15 protein-coding genes and 3 tRNA genes are annotated in these 14,725 nt (G+C 67.2%); 6 read left to right on the top strand and 12 right to left on the bottom strand.

All coding sequences use genetic code 11. From position 1 onward, the window contains the following. Positions 1 to 47 precede the first annotated feature (47 nt). Complete coding sequence (locus KVT39_RS05970) at positions 48 to 449, top strand: YXWGXW repeat-containing protein (RefSeq protein WP_034182974.1); 402 nt, start codon at positions 48 to 50, stop codon at positions 447 to 449. Between the two features lie 116 nt (positions 450 to 565). Here KVT39_RS05970 and KVT39_RS05965 read toward each other — a convergent pair whose 3' ends face one another. Further along, the gene (locus tag KVT39_RS05965) at positions 566 to 2,116 is read right to left on the bottom strand and encodes a chloride channel protein (RefSeq protein WP_034182975.1); all 1,551 of its coding nucleotides are present in this window, start codon (positions 2,114 to 2,116) and stop codon (positions 566 to 568) included. Between the two features lie 171 nt (positions 2,117 to 2,287). Here KVT39_RS05965 and waaC point away from each other — a divergent pair, with 171 nt between their 5' ends. Then, positions 2,288 to 3,286: a lipopolysaccharide heptosyltransferase I gene (gene waaC / locus KVT39_RS05960; RefSeq protein ID WP_034182976.1), complete on the top strand. Its 999-nt coding sequence runs from the start codon at positions 2,288 to 2,290 to the stop codon at positions 3,284 to 3,286. 19 nt (positions 3,287 to 3,305) lie between these two features. Here waaC and KVT39_RS05955 read toward each other — a convergent pair whose 3' ends face one another. The 9 genes from KVT39_RS05955 to rph all read right to left on the bottom strand — a co-directional run bounded on the left by KVT39_RS05955 (position 3,306) and on the right by rph (position 9,832). Beyond that, positions 3,306 to 3,485, bottom strand: a complete 180-nt coding sequence (locus KVT39_RS05955) for a hypothetical protein (protein WP_034182977.1) — start codon at positions 3,483 to 3,485, stop codon at positions 3,306 to 3,308. A 104-nt stretch (positions 3,486 to 3,589) separates the two neighbouring features. Further along, entirely contained in the window at positions 3,590 to 4,900 is a 1,311-nt protein-coding gene (locus KVT39_RS05950; protein ID WP_034182978.1) for an MFS transporter, read from the bottom strand. A gap of 293 nt (positions 4,901 to 5,193) precedes the next feature. Beyond that, positions 5,194 to 5,685 (bottom strand): TonB family protein, encoded by a 492-nt coding sequence (locus KVT39_RS05945; RefSeq protein WP_217588137.1) that lies wholly within the window; start codon positions 5,683 to 5,685, stop codon positions 5,194 to 5,196. A gap of 350 nt (positions 5,686 to 6,035) precedes the next feature. Next, on the bottom strand, positions 6,036 to 6,329 hold the full coding sequence (locus KVT39_RS05940) for a hypothetical protein (RefSeq protein ID WP_034182979.1): 294 nt from the start codon (positions 6,327 to 6,329) through the stop codon (positions 6,036 to 6,038). A gap of 212 nt (positions 6,330 to 6,541) precedes the next feature. Further along, positions 6,542 to 6,937 (bottom strand): hypothetical protein, encoded by a 396-nt coding sequence (locus KVT39_RS05935; protein ID WP_034182980.1) that lies wholly within the window; start codon positions 6,935 to 6,937, stop codon positions 6,542 to 6,544. Between the two features lie 141 nt (positions 6,938 to 7,078). Next, positions 7,079 to 7,166, bottom strand: a tRNA-Ser gene (locus tag KVT39_RS05930). Positions 7,167 to 7,223: 57 nt separating this feature from the next. Continuing rightward, positions 7,224 to 8,438, bottom strand: a complete 1,215-nt coding sequence (hemW, locus tag KVT39_RS05925) for a radical SAM family heme chaperone HemW (protein ID WP_034182981.1) — start codon at positions 8,436 to 8,438, stop codon at positions 7,224 to 7,226. 34 nt (positions 8,439 to 8,472) lie between these two features. Then, positions 8,473 to 9,099 carry an RdgB/HAM1 family non-canonical purine NTP pyrophosphatase gene (rdgB, locus tag KVT39_RS05920; protein ID WP_175748797.1) on the bottom strand — a complete coding sequence of 209 codons (627 nt, stop codon included), beginning with the start codon at positions 9,097 to 9,099 and terminating at the stop codon, positions 8,473 to 8,475. Further along, positions 9,092 to 9,832 (bottom strand): ribonuclease PH, encoded by a 741-nt coding sequence (gene rph, locus KVT39_RS05915; RefSeq protein ID WP_217588135.1) that lies wholly within the window; start codon positions 9,830 to 9,832, stop codon positions 9,092 to 9,094. The genes rdgB and rph overlap by 8 nt, the downstream gene beginning before the upstream one ends. A gap of 174 nt (positions 9,833 to 10,006) precedes the next feature. Between rph and KVT39_RS05910 the strand changes: the two genes are divergently transcribed. The 4 genes from KVT39_RS05910 to KVT39_RS05895 all read left to right on the top strand — a co-directional run bounded on the left by KVT39_RS05910 (position 10,007) and on the right by KVT39_RS05895 (position 14,312). Beyond that, positions 10,007 to 10,930 carry a YicC/YloC family endoribonuclease gene (locus tag KVT39_RS05910; protein ID WP_034182984.1) on the top strand — a complete coding sequence of 308 codons (924 nt, stop codon included), beginning with the start codon at positions 10,007 to 10,009 and terminating at the stop codon, positions 10,928 to 10,930. 6 nt (positions 10,931 to 10,936) lie between these two features. After that, positions 10,937 to 11,620: a guanylate kinase gene (gene gmk / locus KVT39_RS05905; protein WP_034182985.1), complete on the top strand. Its 684-nt coding sequence runs from the start codon at positions 10,937 to 10,939 to the stop codon at positions 11,618 to 11,620. A 58-nt stretch (positions 11,621 to 11,678) separates the two neighbouring features. Continuing rightward, positions 11,679 to 11,882 carry a DNA-directed RNA polymerase subunit omega gene (rpoZ, locus tag KVT39_RS05900; RefSeq protein WP_006025620.1) on the top strand — a complete coding sequence of 68 codons (204 nt, stop codon included), beginning with the start codon at positions 11,679 to 11,681 and terminating at the stop codon, positions 11,880 to 11,882. A 63-nt stretch (positions 11,883 to 11,945) separates the two neighbouring features. Continuing rightward, the gene (locus tag KVT39_RS05895) at positions 11,946 to 14,312 is read left to right on the top strand and encodes a bifunctional (p)ppGpp synthetase/guanosine-3',5'-bis(diphosphate) 3'-pyrophosphohydrolase (protein ID WP_034182986.1); all 2,367 of its coding nucleotides are present in this window, start codon (positions 11,946 to 11,948) and stop codon (positions 14,310 to 14,312) included. Positions 14,313 to 14,501: 189 nt separating this feature from the next. Here KVT39_RS05895 and KVT39_RS05890 read toward each other — a convergent pair. Next, positions 14,502 to 14,578, bottom strand: a tRNA-Arg gene (locus KVT39_RS05890). 61 nt (positions 14,579 to 14,639) lie between these two features. Next, a tRNA-Arg gene (locus tag KVT39_RS05885) sits at positions 14,640 to 14,716 on the bottom strand. Positions 14,717 to 14,725: the final 9 nt, after the last annotated feature.

Genomic DNA, 14,725 nt, shown 5'->3' with positions numbered 1-14,725 from the left:
GCATTGAACGAATACGCTCGCGTTACTTGTTCAACCTGGAGGTTGTGATGGCTGTCTCTACCGTTCAACGTCGTATCGTTTCGCTCGCGCTGTTTGCCGCGGGCCTGTCAGCCGTCGTCGCGCCGTTTGCCGCGCATGCGGACGAGATTCTCGTCGGCGCACCCGTGATCGCCCCGCAGGGCCGCGTGGTCATCGCCGAGCCGGTCGCCGTGCGCACCGAGGAAATCGTCGTCGTCGCGCCGAATGCGCCGCCGCCCGTGCGCTACGAGGTCGTGCCGACCACGCGGGTGGGCTATGTGTGGGAGCGCGGTCACTGGCACTGGGACCATGGGCGCTACGTGTGGATCGGTGGTCACTGGGAAGCCGAGCGCGTCGGCATGCAATGGGTGCCGGGCCATTGGGACCAGCGCGGTCCGAACTGGTTCTGGACCCGCGGCCACTGGGCGTGACGGAGGCGCGTGATGAAAAGAACCGCAATCGCCATCGCGCTCGTCGCGATCACGCTGGCCGGGTGCATCGTCGTGCCGGCGCGGCCCGTCTACTACCGGCCGGCACCCGTCGTGATTTACTGAGCGTCGCGCGGGCCGGGCTGCGCCGGGGCGTGCGTGCCGGGCGCAGCCGGCCCAGCGTCGTGCGTCGCCGCCGCGTGCGTAGCGTGTTCGCCCGGCGCAGCGGCGGTCGGCGCGTCGGTGCCTTCGTCGCGCAGCGTGTCGAGCGGATCGGCGGGCGCGGCGGTCGCATCCTGCGGCTCGGTGACGCCGGTCGCACCCGCCGCACCCATCGAGGCGGCCGCGGCCGGTTCCGCGGCCGCAGCGGGCGGCGCGAGATAACGCTGCGCGAGCGTTTCGTAGAGCGGCGGCGCGAAAAAGCGCGACACGCGGCTCGACACCAGCGCGGTGGCCATCAGCGAAATCACGAGCGCGTGGCCGTTGATCATCTCCATCACGATCACGAACGACGTGATCGGCGACTGCGTGACGGCCGCAAGATAGCCGACCATCGCGAGCGCGATCAGCATCGGCAGGCTCATGTTGCCGAACACGATGTGCAGCAGGTTGCCGAACCCGGCGCCGATCGACAGCGACGGTGCGAAGATCCCGCCCGGGATGCCCGGCAGGTACGACGCGACCATCGACACCATTTTCAGGAACGGGTAGAACACCGACAACTGCTCGCGGCCGTCGAGCAGGCCGCGCGCCTCGGCATAGCCGCTGCCGAACGTCGTGCCGCCCGACACGAGGCCGGCGACGGCGATCACGAAGCCGCATAGCGCGGCGAACGCGATCGGCCGCTCGCGATACAGGCCGAGCAGTTGCGCAGGCAGCCAGCGGCCCGTATTGAGCAGCAGCCAGCAGAACAGGCCGCCCGCGATGCCCGTCACGATCGCGGTGACCAGCACCGCGAGCGCCAGCAGCTTCGGAAAATGGAGGCCGGCATCGATCGTGCCGAAATACGTGTAGTTGCCGTTCAGGCCGAGCGCGACGACGCCGGCGAGGATGATCGCGGTGATCAGCACGCCGCTCGCGCGCGCGGAGAAGCTGCGGGTCAGCTCCTCGATCGCGAACACGATTCCGGCGAGCGGCGTATTGAATGCGGCCGACAGCCCGGCCGCCGCGCCGGCCAGCACCAGCTGGCGTTCGATCTGCGCATTCGAGCGCGGGTAGAAGCGCCGCAGGTTGAACATCAGCGCCGCGCCAACCTGCACGGTCGGCCCTTCGCGGCCGATCGTGAAGCCGCCCAGAATGCCCAGGAACGAGACCAGCACCTTGCCGAACAGGATGCGCAGCGTCAGCAGCCGGGCGCCGAACGCGCTCGGGCGCGCATGCAGCGTCGCGATTACCTGCGGGATGCCGCTGCCCTCGGCGCCGCGGAAGAAGCGGCGTGTGATCCACACCGACAGGGCGGCGATCGCCGGCGTCAGCAGCAGCGGCAGCCACGTGGCATGATCGCGCATCGTGCGGAACGTCTCGTAGCCCCAGTCGATCAGCCGCGCATAGAGCACGGCCGCGAGGCCGACGACGATCGCGCCGAGCCAGAAAACGCCGTACTGGCGCCAGATTCGCAGCGAGCGGCGGGTGAGAGCAGGAAACAGCGCGGGAAGGGCGGGGCGTGGCATCGGCGCGGGCCGGAAGGCAAAGACCGCATTATAAGAACGAACCGCAGCCACGCCGTGGGCGACAGCGTTTCGCAAGCTTGATGCATTTTGTTACAAACGTAATGTCGAAGTAATGTTCGCGCACGGCAACCGTCGCTAGCATGCCGAAATGGTCGTCAATCCCCACATATCGTGAAACGCATCCTCATCGTAAAAGTGACGTCGCTCGGCGACGTCGTCCAGACGCTACCCGTCGTCGCGGACCTGCATCGCGCCTTTCCCGGCGTGACGGTCGACTGGGCCGTCGACGAATCGTGCGCCGAGGTCGTGCGCTGGCACCCGGGCGTGAGCGCCGTCCTGTGCGCACCGCTGCGACGCTTCAAGAAGCTCCGGAATGCCGGCGACCTGAAGGCGATCTCGGCGTCGATCGGCGCGTTGCGCGCGCACCGCTACGATGCCGTCATCGACCTGCACGGCGTCTACAAGAGCGCGATCATTTCCGCGCTGGCGCGCGCCGCGCGCCGCTTCGGCTACCAGACGCAGGATCTCGGCGAAACGGGCGCACGCTTCGCGTATTCGCATCGCTTCGGCCCGCGGCCGGACTGCGACGCATGGCACGGGATGCGCGTGAGCGCCGGCGAGGCGTTCGGCTACGTGCCCGAAGGCGTCGCCACGTACGGCATCGTCGCGCCGCAGGACGCGAGCCTGCCGGCCGCCGTGACCGACGGCGCGCCGTTCATGCTGCTGTTCCATGCGACGTCCAATCCCGACAAGAAATGGCCGGCCGACCACTGGGCCGCGCTCGCCACGCAGATGATGGCGCGTGGCGTGCGCGTGCTGGTGCCGTGGGGATCGGCTGCCGAGCATGACGATGCGCAGGACATCGCCGCGCGCGCGCCGGGCGCGATCGTGCTGCCCGCGATGACCGTGCGCGAACTCGGTGCGGCGCTCGGCCGGGCCGCGCTCGTGGTGGGGGTCGATACGGGGTTCGTGCATATGGCGCACGCGCTGCAGCGGCCGACCGTGATGATTTTCGTCGCGACGTCGCGTCACCATTGCGGCATCGGCGGCGCACCGAATGCACTGTCGATCGGCGAGCCGGGCACGATCCCGTCCGTCGAGCAGGCGCTCGACGCGATCGATACGGTCGATCCTGCGTATGGCGCGCTGCGCGCGCGACTGACCGCCTGACGCAGCGGGGCGGGCCGGTTCAGGCCAGCAGTGCCTCGACCGTGATGACGGCGGCGATGGCCGCCAGATTCGCCAGCAGCGCCTCGAACACGAGGCCGCGCCATGTCTTCGGCCGGAAGCGCAGCGCGAGCAGCAGCGCGCCACCCAGCGCGAGCGCGAGGATCAGGACGAGATCGGCATTGCCGAGGCGGATGTTCATGGCGGCGGCTCCTTCGGGGCGGGATCCGGGGGGCGCGCAGCGGCGCGCCCAGGATCGAGTATAGGTAGCGCCGGTCGCTGCACAACCCGGGCCGCCCCTGAGTCTCAGACGAGCGACGCGTCGCGCGTTTCGCGCATCAGCAGCACGCCGACCAGGCTGATCGCCGCCGCGACCGAGACGTAGCCGCCAACCCACGACAGCCCGCCGCGCGCAGCCAGCAGTTGCGCGATATACGGCGCGATCGACGCGCCGAGGATCCCGCCGAGGTTGTACGCGACGCCCGCGCCCGTGTAGCGGACGTTGGTCGGGAACAGTTCCGGCAGCAACGCGCCCATCGGCGCGAACGTCACGCCCATCAGGAACAGTTCGATCGTCAGGAACAGCGCGACGAGCGGCATCGAGCCGCTGCCGAGCAGCGGTTCCATTGCAAAACCCGACAGCAGCGCGGCGATTGCGCCGACCACGAGCACCGGCTTGCGGCCGAAACGGTCCGATGCCCACGCGGAAAGCGGCGTCGCGAGCCCCATGAACACGACCGCGAAACACAGCAGGCCGAGGAAGCTCTGGCGCGGAATATGCAGCGCCGACACGCCGTACGACAGCGAGAACACCGTCGAGATATAGAACAGCGTGTAGCAGACGACCATCGCGAGCGCGCCGAGCAGCGTCGGCTGCCAGTGTTGCGTGACGAGCGTCGCGACCGGCACGCGCACGCGCTCGTTGCGGTCGAGCGCCGCCTGGAACGCGGGCGTTTCGGTGATCTTGAGCCGCACGTACAGGCCGACCGCGACGAGCACTGCGCTGACCAGGAACGGGATGCGCCAGCCCCAGCTGCGGAACTGCTCGTCGGACAGCGATAGCGCGAGCGCGAAGAACAGCCCGTTCGACATCAGGAAGCCGACCGAGGGCCCGAGCTGCGGGAACATCCCGAACCAGCCGCGCTTGCCCTGCGGCGCGTGCTCGGTCGCGAGCAGCGCTGCGCCGCCCCATTCGCCGCCGAGGCCGATCCCCTGGCCGAAGCGCAGCACGCACAGCAGCACCGGCGCGAGCGTGCCGATCGCGTCGTAGCCGGGCACGAAGCCGATCGCGGTGGTGGACACGCCCATCACGAGCAGCGACGCGACGAGCGTCGATTTGCGGCCGATGCGGTCGCCGAAATGCCCGAACAGGAACGAGCCGATCGGGCGCGCAATGAACGCGATGCCGAACGTGACGAATGCGGACAGCGCCTGCGCGGTCGCGGAGCCGTGCGGGAAGAAGACGGGGCCGATGACGAGCGCGGCGGCCGTCGCGTACACATAGAAATCGTAGAACTCGATCGCGGTGCCGATGAAGCTCGCGAACACGATGCGCCGGTGGCTGACGGCGCCGGCCGAGCCGGTTGCGTGTGCAACGGCCGGGGGAGATGCGGACATGGATGTCTCCGTTTTGTCGTTGGGGCGGTCGGCTGTGCGTGCGCTCGGGCAGGCGGACGCCTGCCGGGGGCAGCCGAGCGGATGATGCGGTGGCGCCGTGGACGCGCGCCGTGGCGCGAACGTCACCCGCCGGTCGACGATGGAGACGGGTATGTCGCCGCCGCCCGGTGCCGGCGTGGTCGGCTCGCATGCCGGATGGGGCGCGCGAACGCGCGCGCGGCGTGATGGCCGCGCGATTGCGGAAAATTATAGCCAGCGCCGCCGCACACCGGCAATCGCGGCGCGGCGGGCGGTCAGTCGAGCGATTGCGCCTGCGCGGACGCAGTGCTTTGCAACTGGAAGTGACCGTCGTCGTTGAAGAGCCAGCCTTCCATCATTTCGATCTGACCGTTGCCGTCGAGCAGTCGCGACGGCGGCGTCGGCAGCGGCGCCGAGCGGCGCAGCGACGCGAGCGCGAGCGCTTCCGCTTCGCTGTCGCCGTTGCTGCGATAGACGGAGGCGTTGACGAGGCGGCCGTTGCGATCGACGGTGAATGCGACGACGACGAGCGAGCGGAGCATCGCCTGCGGTGTGCCGTGCAGTACGCCGGACGGATTGCGTTCGGCAACGCGTTGCGCGATCTCGACGCGATACTGGGCGCGGCTCGCGCTGCGCGTGATCGACGGAATCGTCAGGGCCGGGTGCAGCGACGGCGGCGGCGTGATCGTGCATGCGGCAAGCATAGTGGCGACGGCCAGCGCAGCAACACGCAGCCGGTCGACGCGCGGATGGAGAACGGGGCGCATGGGAGATAGCCAGAAGTGACTATAAAAAAATGATAGGCGTGCGCACGCAAGCCGATATCGGGAGAAACGCATAACGCGCGATGCGAGACGTTGCGATCGCTGATGATGACGGTCGGGCGCCGCATCGCACGTCGTGATGTGACGTGACATGTGACAGCGCGCTCGACTCGCTCGCGTTACGGCAGCGCACGCGCATGCCGGCGCGCCATGTTGCAAGTTTGAAAGCTTGAAAGGCGCGGCGCGCGAGTCCCGCGCAGGCTCGCGTCGATCGTCCGGCTGCGCGTAGCGGTCGCCGAATGCGGCACTGCGACCGACGTCCGCACAATCACATGCGATGTCCTTCGTCCGATTCAGAAGCCGTGCGTGACGAGCGACAGCACCGACAGGTCGGGATGCGTGCCGTCGATGATGCTCTTGCCGATGTGCACGGCTTCGTGGACTGCTTCATCGATGCTCGCGAAGCTTTCCTCGCCGTCCGCGTGGAACGGCACTGCGTGGCCGGGCAGTGCGGGATTCGCGCCCGGATGGCACACGTAGCCGGTGTACGTGTAGCGCGTGTCGCTGCCGGGCGCGGCGGCCGGCACGACATGGATCTCGAAGCCTTCGTAATCGACGTGATCCGTCGGTGTCGACAGTTCGGTCATGGCGATCTCCGTGTGCCGCGCGCAGGGGTGGCGTGTGCGGCATCGAGTACGCGGCGGCGGTCGTGTCGCCGTGTTGAACGAATTCTAGGTGATCGCGGGGCGGGCAGGGAGGCTTCCGGCGGGGCGCGACAGCGGCCGTTGCGCGGATTCGGTTGTGCGCTGCCGCGAGCGCGAGTTCCGCCTCGACGGACGCGCTCGCTCGCATGGCTGCGTCACTGTTTGCAGCGCGCGTCCTTTCGCTGCACGACCACGATCACCGGGTACTTCTGGCCGTGGTCGAGCTCGACGCGCGCCACGACGGTCAGCGTTGCCGGATCGGAATCGTCGTATACGCTGACCTGTTCATTCCGCAGGTAGGTCACGCCGGTGCAGTTCGACGTGCGCCCGTCGTCCGACACCTTGCACTGGAGATCGTTGTCCTTCAGGTAGTTGTAGGGCGACGGGCTCGCGAGGTATTCGCTCAGGCCGCGCGGCGAGCCGCCGACGCCGGTCACGTAAGCGATCGCGCACGACGCCTGCGCGCCGCTGCCGGAGGCGGTGTCGGCCGCCGCGTGCGTGCTGACGGCAGCCAGCATGGCGACGAGCGACGAGACGATGAAGGGTTTCATGACGTGGGTTTCCCGTTTTCGCGAATCGGAGCGCGGGATTGTAACGGCAACCGGTGCGATGCGTCGGAACGTTGGGGCAGGGGCGTGCGGACAAACAAAAACCCCGTCATTCAGCGAATGGACGGGGTTTGGCGAATTTCCTGGCGGAAGCGGTGAGATTCGAACTCACGGACAGTTTCCCGTCGCTGGTTTTCAAGACCAGTGCCTTAAACCGCTCGGCCACGCTTCCACGCGAGGCGGCATTGTAACCGAAATGCCGCCGCTGTCGACCGGAGTCGGCATCGCTTCAATCGTCGCGCAGGAACAATTCCTGCAGGTCGTTGAGGAAACGCTGGCCGAGCGGCGTCGGCGCGATCTGCGTGAAATCGCGCGTGATCAGCCCGCGCCGTTCCGCTTCCTTCAGCGCCGGCTCGATCGTGCTCATCGGCAGGCCCGTGCGTTCGGCGAAGCTGTGCACGGGGAAGCCCTCGACGAGCCGCAGCGTGTTCAGCATGAACTCGAACGGCAGGTCGCGCGCGCCGACTTCACGCTCTTCCTGCACGGCCGCGCCGGCCATCGCCTGCTCGATGAAGGTCGCCGGATGCTTGTAGCGTGCCTGCCGCAGGATCCGGTTCGGGAACGACAGCTTCGTGTGCGCGCCCGCGCCGATCCCGAGATAGTCGCCGAAGCGCCAGTAGTTCAGGTTGTGCTTGCACTGATGATTCGGCTTCGCGTAAGCGGAAACCTCGTAGCGCCCGTAGCCGGCCTCGGCCGTGCGCGCGTGGATCCATTCCTGCATGTCGGCCGACGCGTCGTCGTCGGGGACGACCGGCGGGAACTTCGCGAACAGCGTGTTCGGCTCGAGCGTCAGGTGATACAGCGACAGATGCGGCGGCGCGAACGACAGCGCGGTCTCGATGTCCGTGCGGCATTCGTCGAGCGTCTGGTTCGGCAGCGCGAACATCAGGTCGAGGTTGAAGTTGTCGAAGTTCTTCGCGGCGATCTCGACGGCCGCGCGCGCCTGCGCGGTGTCGTGAATCCGGCCGAGCGCCTTCAGGTGCGCCTCGTTGAAGCTCTGGATGCCGACCGACAGCCGGTTCACGCCGCTTGCGCGGAACTGCGCGAACTTCGCGGCCTCGAACGTGCCCGGATTCGCCTCGAGCGTGATCTCGGCATCGGCGTCGAGCGGCAGCAGCGCGCGCACGTCGGACAGCATCCGGTCGAGACCGGCCGCCGACAGCAGGCTCGGCGTGCCGCCGCCGATGAACACGGTATGCACCTGCCGTCCCCACACGAGCGGCAGCGCCTGCTCGAGATCGGCGCGCAGCGCGTCGAGATACTCGGTTTCCGGGAACCGTTCGCCTTTCCACTCGTGCGAGTTGAAATCGCAGTACGGGCACTTGCGCACGCACCATGGAAAATGCACGTACAGCGCGAGCGGCGGCAGCGACGTGAGCCGCACCTGTCCGGGCGACGTGAACGTCGCCACGACGCGCGCGCCGGTTTCCGCGGCCTGGCTCATGCGACCTCCCGCAGCGGATAGGTATCGGGCACGGTCATGCTTCCTCCGCGAGCCGCGCAAGCAGCGCCTTCAGCGCAAGCGCGCGATGGCTGTGCGCATTTTTCACGGCCGGCTCGAGTTCGGCTGCCGTCGCGCCGAGCGACGGCAGGTAGAAATACGGGTCGTAGCCGAATCCGTGCTCGCCGCGCGGCGCGTCGACGATCTCGCCGGCCCAGCGCCCTTCGGCGAACAGCGGCTCGGGATCGTCCGCATGGCGCACGAGCGCGAGCACGCAGCAATAGTATGCGCGCCGGTCGTCGACGCCGCGCAACTGCTCGACGAGATACGCGTTGTTCGCCGCGTCGCCGTTGTCGCGGCCCGCGCGCTGCGCGTAGCGCGCCGAATAGACGCCCGGCGCGCCGCGCAGCACGCGCACGCACAGGCCCGAATCGTCGGCGATCGCCGGCAGCCCGGTGAGCCGCGACGCGTGCCGCGCCTTCGTCAGCGCGTTCTCGATGAACGTGCCGAACGGCTCGTCCGCCTCGGGCACCGCAAGGTCGCCCTGCGGCACGATCTCGATGCCGACCGTCGAGAACAGCGCGGTGAATTCGCGCAGCTTGCCGGGGTTGTTCGACGCGAGAACGATGCGCGACAGAGGCGCGATGGTGCGATCGTCAGGCATGGCCGGCGCCCAGGACGTCCTTCTGCAGTTGCACGAGCTCGGCGATCCCGCCCTGCGCGAGGTCGAGCAGCGCGTTCATCTCGGCGCGCGAGAACGGCACGCCTTCGGCCGTGCCCTGGACTTCGACGAAACCGCCGGCGCCCGTCATCACGACGTTCATGTCGGTGTCGCAGCGCGAATCTTCCGCGTAGTCGAGGTCGAGCACCGGTGCGCCTTCGTACACGCCGACCGAGATCGCGGCGACGTGGTCGGTGAGCGGCGAGCGCGTGAGCTTGCCGGCCGCCATCAGTTTCGACACGGCATCGTGCGCGGCGACGAATGCGCCGGTGATGCTCGCCGTGCGCGTGCCGCCGTCAGCCTGGATCACGTCGCAGTCGATGTGGATCGTGCGCGGGCCGAGCGCCTCGAGATCGAACACCGCGCGCAGCGCGCGGCCGATCAGGCGCTGAATTTCCTGCGTGCGGCCCGTCTGCTTGCCGCGCGCGGCTTCGCGGTCGCTGCGCGTGTGCGTCGCGCGCGGCAGCATCCCGTATTCGGCGGTCAGCCAGCCTTGCCCGCGATCACGCAGGAATTCGGGCACGCGCTCGACGACGCTCGCGGTGCAGAGCACCTTGGTGTCGCCGAATTCGACCAGCACGGAGCCTTCCGCATGTTTCGTGTAGTGGCGCGTGAGGGCGACCTTGCGCAGTTCGTCGGCGCGGCGGCCGCTCGGGCGGGAAAGGGAGGACGTCATGTGGGAATCGCGGAAGGAGAGGAAACCCCGATTTTAGCGCCGAACGGCGGGCTTGCCCGGCGGGGTGGTCCGCAAAAATGGGATAATGCGCGCTTCCCGCCCCGCGCTGGTCCGATGCGCCGGGCGCCTCGACATATCCCCGCCCGCGAGGGCAACCAGACGGCGAGACGAACCATGATCTACAGCATGACGGGCTACGCGAGCGCGACGCGCGAACTCGCAACGGCCACCGGCAACGGCGGCACCAGCGTGTCGGTCGAACTGCGCACCGTGAACTCGCGCTTCCTCGACCTGAATTTCCGGATGCCGGACGACGTGCGCGCGTGCGAACCCGCGCTGCGCGAAATGCTGATGAACAAGCTGTCGCGCGGCAAGGTCGACGTGCGCATCAACCTGCAGCGCGGCGAACAGAGCATCGGCGCGGGCGCGCTGAACCAGTCGGCGCTCGGCCAGCTTGCCGATCTCGAGCGCGCGGTGCTCGACTCGTTCCCGGGCGTCGGCCGCCTGCGCGCGGGCGAGATCCTGCGCTGGCCCGGCGTGATCGCCGAAAGCGGCGTGTCGGCCGACGCGATCCGCGACGCGGTGCTCGCATGCGGCAAGGAAGCGATCGGCGAACTCGTCGTCGTGCGTTCGCGCGAAGGCGCGCAACTGGCGACGATGCTGCTGTCGAACGTCGCCGAGATGGAAGCGATCGTCGCGCGCATCACGCCGCTCGTGCCGGAGCTGATCGCGAAGCATCAGCAGAAGATCGTCGAGCGGCTGCAGGAGGCGCTCGGCATCGCGGCGCCCGAAGGCAGCGCGCCGATCGTGACGCGCGAGGAAGCCGCGGAACGCATTCGTCAGGAAGTGACGATGTACGGGATCCGGATCGACATCGCGGAAGAGCTGTCGCGGCTCACCGCGCACCTGAACGAAACGCGTCATGTGATCGAGAAGGGCGGCCGCGTCGGCAAGCGTCTCGACTTCATGATGCAGGAGCTGAATCGCGAAGCGAACACGCTCGGCTCGAAGGCGGCGGCGAAGGAACTGGCCGACGCGTCGATGGCGCTCAAGCTGTTGATCGAGCAGATGCGCGAGCAAGTGCAAAACCTGGAGTAACGCAACATGATCGAATCCACTCACGACGGCCACGCCGCGCATTCGCTGCACGGCGGCGTCTATCCCGGCAACCTGTTCATGGTCGTCGCACCGTCGGGCGCCGGCAAGTCGACGCTCGTGAATGCGCTGCTGTCGAAGGACAGCGACATCTGCCTGTCGATCTCGTACACGACGCGCAAGCCGCGCCCGGGCGAACAGGACGGCCAGCATTACCACTTCACGACCGTCGACGATTTCCGCACGCGTCACGCGGCGCACGAATTCCTCGAGAGCGCGGAAGTGCACGGCAACTATTACGGCACGTCGCGCGTGTGGATCGAAGAGCAGATGAAGAACGGCCATGACGTGCTGCTCGAAATCGACTGGCAGGGCGCGCTGCAGGTAAAGAAGCAGTTTCGCAACGCGGTCGGCATCTTCATCCTGCCGCCGTCGCTCGACGCGCTCGAGGAGCGTTTGAAGAAGCGCGGCCAGGACGAGCCGAACGTGATCACGCGGCGTCTGCTTGCCGCCGGCAGCGAGATCGCGCACGCGTCGGAAGCGGAATACGTGGTGATCAACGAGAATTTCGAGCGTGCGCTCGCGGAGCTCGAATGCATCGTCGCGGCGACGCGCCTGCGCTTTGCTTCGCAGTACGCGCGACACGCCGAGCTGTTCATCGAGCTCGGCATCCATCTGCCCCACGCGGAATGACGCGGGGCACGAGGGACATAAGGTAGAATAAGCACTATATTCAGAAGGAATTACCAACATGGCTCGCATTACCGTCGAAGACTGCCTGAAGCAAATCCCGAATCGCTTCGAACTGGCGCTCGCCGCCACCTATCGCGCGCGGCAGCTCGCGCAAGGCCATACGCCGAAGATCGAAAGCCGCGACAAGCCGACCGTCGTCGCGCTGCGCGAGATCGCCGCCGGCCAGGTCGGCGTCGAGATGCTGAAGAAGGTGCCGGTGTAACGCGCATCCGGCCCGTTCCAGCCATGTAGTCCACGCGCGCAACGACTCGACCTGGAGGCGAATATGAGCACCACCCCATCGTCCGCCTCCGCGGATTCGACCACCGAAGCCACGGCCCAGTCGCCTGCGCGCCAGTACATCGACGCGGTCCTCGAACAGTCCTTCCGGCATCTGTTCGGGCCGACCGCCACTCCGGAGCAGCCGCGCAAGCACGGCGTCGTTTCGATCGCGAAACTGACGGCCGCGCTTGCCGAGTATCTCGCCCCGGACGAAATCAAAGAGGTCAAGGCGGCGTTCCACTTCAGCGACGAAGCCCACCTCGGTCAATATCGCCAGAGCGGCGAACCCTACATCACCCATCCCGTCGCCGTCGCGGAAATCTGCGCCGGCTGGAAGCTCGACGCGCAGGCCGTGATGGCCGCGCTGCTGCACGACGTGATGGAAGACCAGGGCGTGACCAAGAACGAGCTGGCCGAACGGTTCGGTCCGAAGGTCGCCGAACTGGTCGACGGCTTGTCGAAGCTCGACAAGATGGAATTCCGCAGCCGCGAGGAAGCGCAGGCGGAAAACTTCCGCAAGATGCTGCTGGCGATGGCGCGCGACGTGCGGGTCATCCTCGTCAAGCTCGCCGACCGCCTGCACAACATGCGCACGCTCGGCGCGGTGCCGATGGAAAAGCGCCGCCGCGTCGCGCGGGAAACGCTCGACATCTATGCGCCGATCGCGCACCGGCTCGGGTTGAACAACACGTATCGCGAGCTGCAGGACATGAGCTTCGCGAACTTCAACCCGCATCGCTACGCGACGCTCGAGAAGGCCGTGAAGGCCGCGCGCGGCAACCGCCGCGAAGTGATCAGCAAGATCCTCGAGGCCGCGCAGCGCGCGATGGCCGACGCGAAGATCGACGCCGAGATCACCGGCCGCGAAAAAACCATCTACAGCGTCTACCGCAAGATGCGCGACAAGCAGCTGTCGTTCTCGCAGGTACTCGACGTGTACGGCTTTCGCGTCGTCGTAGACAGCCCGCTCGACTGCTACACGTGCATCGGCGCGCTGCACTCGCTGTACAAGCCGGTGCCCGGCAAGTTCAAGGACTACATCGCGATCCCGAAGATCAACGGCTATCAGTCGCTGCACACGACGCTCGTCGGCCCGTTCGGCGCGCCGATCGAGTTCCAGGTGCGCACGCGCAAGATGCACGAGATTGCCGAGGCGGGGGTCGCCGCGCACTGGCTGTACAAGAACGGCAGTGCGGATCTCAGCGACGTGCAGAAGCGCGCGCACCAGTGGCTGAAGTCGTTGCTCGACATCCAGAGCGAAGCCGGCGATTCGAGCGAATTCCTCGAGCACGTGAAGATCGACCTGTTCCCCGACGCGGTCTACGTGTTCACGCCGAAGTCGAAGATCATGGCGCTGCCGCGCGGCGCGACGGCGCTCGATTTCGCCTATTCGATCCACAGCGATCTCGGCAACCAGTGCGTGGCCGTGAAGATCAACAACGAACTGCTGCCGCTGCGCACCGAGCTGAAGAGCGGCGACATCGTCGAGGTGATCACCGCGCCGTACTCGAAGCCGAACCCCGCGTGGCTCGGCTTCGTGCGTACCGGCAAGGCGCGCTCGGCGATTCGTCACTACCTGAAGACGATGCGCCTGAACGAATCCGTGCAGCTTGGCGAGCGGCTCGTCGACCAGAGCCTGAAGGGCTATGGTCTCGCGCTGGCCGACGTTGCGCCGGAGGTGTGGGAAAAGCTCGTGCAGTGGACGGGCAACAAGAGCCGTCAGGAAATTTTCGCGGATATCGGCCTCGGCCGCCGCGTCGCCGCGGTGATGGCCAAGCGCATCGAGGTGCTGATGAGCGGCCGCGACGCGGACGACGACCTGCCGAAGTCCGAGCGGCATCCGGCGCATCATGCGCCGCCGGTCGTGATTACCGGTACCGAAGGGATGTCCGTGCAGTTGTCGGCATGCTGCCGGCCGATTCCGGGCGACGCGATCATGGGCTACATCGGCATCGGCCTGGGGATGGCGATTCATACGACCGATTGCCGCGTCGCGCAGCGCATCCATCGCCGCGATCCGGGCCGCTGGATCGACGTCGAATGGGCGCCGCAGCCGGGCCGGCTGTTCGATGTCGCGGTGAAGGCGCTCGTGAAGAACACGAAGGGCATCTTTGCGCGCGTCGCGGCGGACATCACGTCGGCCGACGCGAACATCGTCCATATCGCGATGGACGAGGATCTGACGCACGAATCGACGGTGCTGCGTTTCGTGATCCAGGTCAGCGATCGCGTGCATCTCGCGAACGTGATGCGGCGCGTGCGAACCAATCCGGACGTGATGCGGATCATGCGCGAGCGCTCGACCGACGACGGCGCGCATGCGCGCCACGACGGCGGCATGCGCATCGAGCGCGAACGGCAGGATTATTGACGCGTACCCTTCTTGAGGGCGATCGCTCAACGGCGGCCGATGGCCGCCGTTTTCATGTGTGTTGTGGAGCGAAGGTGCGGCCTTGCCGGCGCTCTTCCGAAGCGCATCGGGCGCTCGCAAATCGGGGTGTGAATGACGGGGGGGGGCAGAAAAGAAAAAGGGCCTTCCCGGAGGAAAGCCCTTTTAAGGTGGCGCGGCTGGCAGGATTCGAACCCACGACCCCTTGGTTCGTAGCCAAGTACTCTATCCAACTGAGCTACAGCCGCACGCAAAACGGTACTGCTTCAACTGTCGGAACCTTCTGCGATGGGAAGGCCCCCAAAAAGGTGGCGCGGCTGGCAGGATTCGAACCCACGACCCCTTGGTTCGTAGCCAAGTACTCTATCCAACTGAGCTACAGCCGCACGCAAAAC

The organism is Burkholderia sp. GbtcB21, from assembly GCF_019091065.1.
Classification (GTDB): domain Bacteria; phylum Pseudomonadota; class Gammaproteobacteria; order Burkholderiales; family Burkholderiaceae; genus Burkholderia; species Burkholderia pyrrocinia_C.
Note: the sequence above shows the minus strand (reverse complement) of the source record. Positions and strands in the feature narration are given on the sequence as shown.

What these genes read in the sequence shown, in the direction of transcription:
- rpoZ (WP_006025620.1), top strand. Translation starts at nt 11,679, where the DNA reads ATGGCTCGCATTACCGTCGAAGACTGCCTGAAGCAAATCCCGAATCGC.
- rph (WP_217588135.1), bottom strand. Translation starts at nt 9,832, where the DNA reads ATGACGTCCTCCCTTTCCCGCCCGAGCGGCCGCCGCGCCGACGAACTG.
- KVT39_RS05955 (WP_034182977.1), bottom strand. Translation starts at nt 3,485, where the DNA reads ATGAACATCCGCCTCGGCAATGCCGATCTCGTCCTGATCCTCGCGCTC.
- KVT39_RS05950 (WP_034182978.1), bottom strand. Translation starts at nt 4,900, where the DNA reads ATGTCCGCATCTCCCCCGGCCGTTGCACACGCAACCGGCTCGGCCGGC.
- hemW (WP_034182981.1), bottom strand. Translation starts at nt 8,438, where the DNA reads ATGAGCCAGGCCGCGGAAACCGGCGCGCGCGTCGTGGCGACGTTCACG.
- KVT39_RS05935 (WP_034182980.1), bottom strand. Translation starts at nt 6,937, where the DNA reads ATGAAACCCTTCATCGTCTCGTCGCTCGTCGCCATGCTGGCTGCCGTC.
- KVT39_RS05965 (WP_034182975.1), bottom strand. Translation starts at nt 2,116, where the DNA reads ATGCCACGCCCCGCCCTTCCCGCGCTGTTTCCTGCTCTCACCCGCCGC.
- KVT39_RS05970 (WP_034182974.1), top strand. Translation starts at nt 48, where the DNA reads ATGGCTGTCTCTACCGTTCAACGTCGTATCGTTTCGCTCGCGCTGTTT.
- KVT39_RS05910 (WP_034182984.1), top strand. Translation starts at nt 10,007, where the DNA reads ATGATCTACAGCATGACGGGCTACGCGAGCGCGACGCGCGAACTCGCA.
- rdgB (WP_175748797.1), bottom strand. Translation starts at nt 9,099, where the DNA reads ATGCCTGACGATCGCACCATCGCGCCTCTGTCGCGCATCGTTCTCGCG.
- KVT39_RS05945 (WP_217588137.1), bottom strand. Translation starts at nt 5,685, where the DNA reads ATGCGCCCCGTTCTCCATCCGCGCGTCGACCGGCTGCGTGTTGCTGCG.
- KVT39_RS05895 (WP_034182986.1), top strand. Translation starts at nt 11,946, where the DNA reads ATGAGCACCACCCCATCGTCCGCCTCCGCGGATTCGACCACCGAAGCC.
- gmk (WP_034182985.1), top strand. Translation starts at nt 10,937, where the DNA reads ATGATCGAATCCACTCACGACGGCCACGCCGCGCATTCGCTGCACGGC.
- KVT39_RS05940 (WP_034182979.1), bottom strand. Translation starts at nt 6,329, where the DNA reads ATGACCGAACTGTCGACACCGACGGATCACGTCGATTACGAAGGCTTC.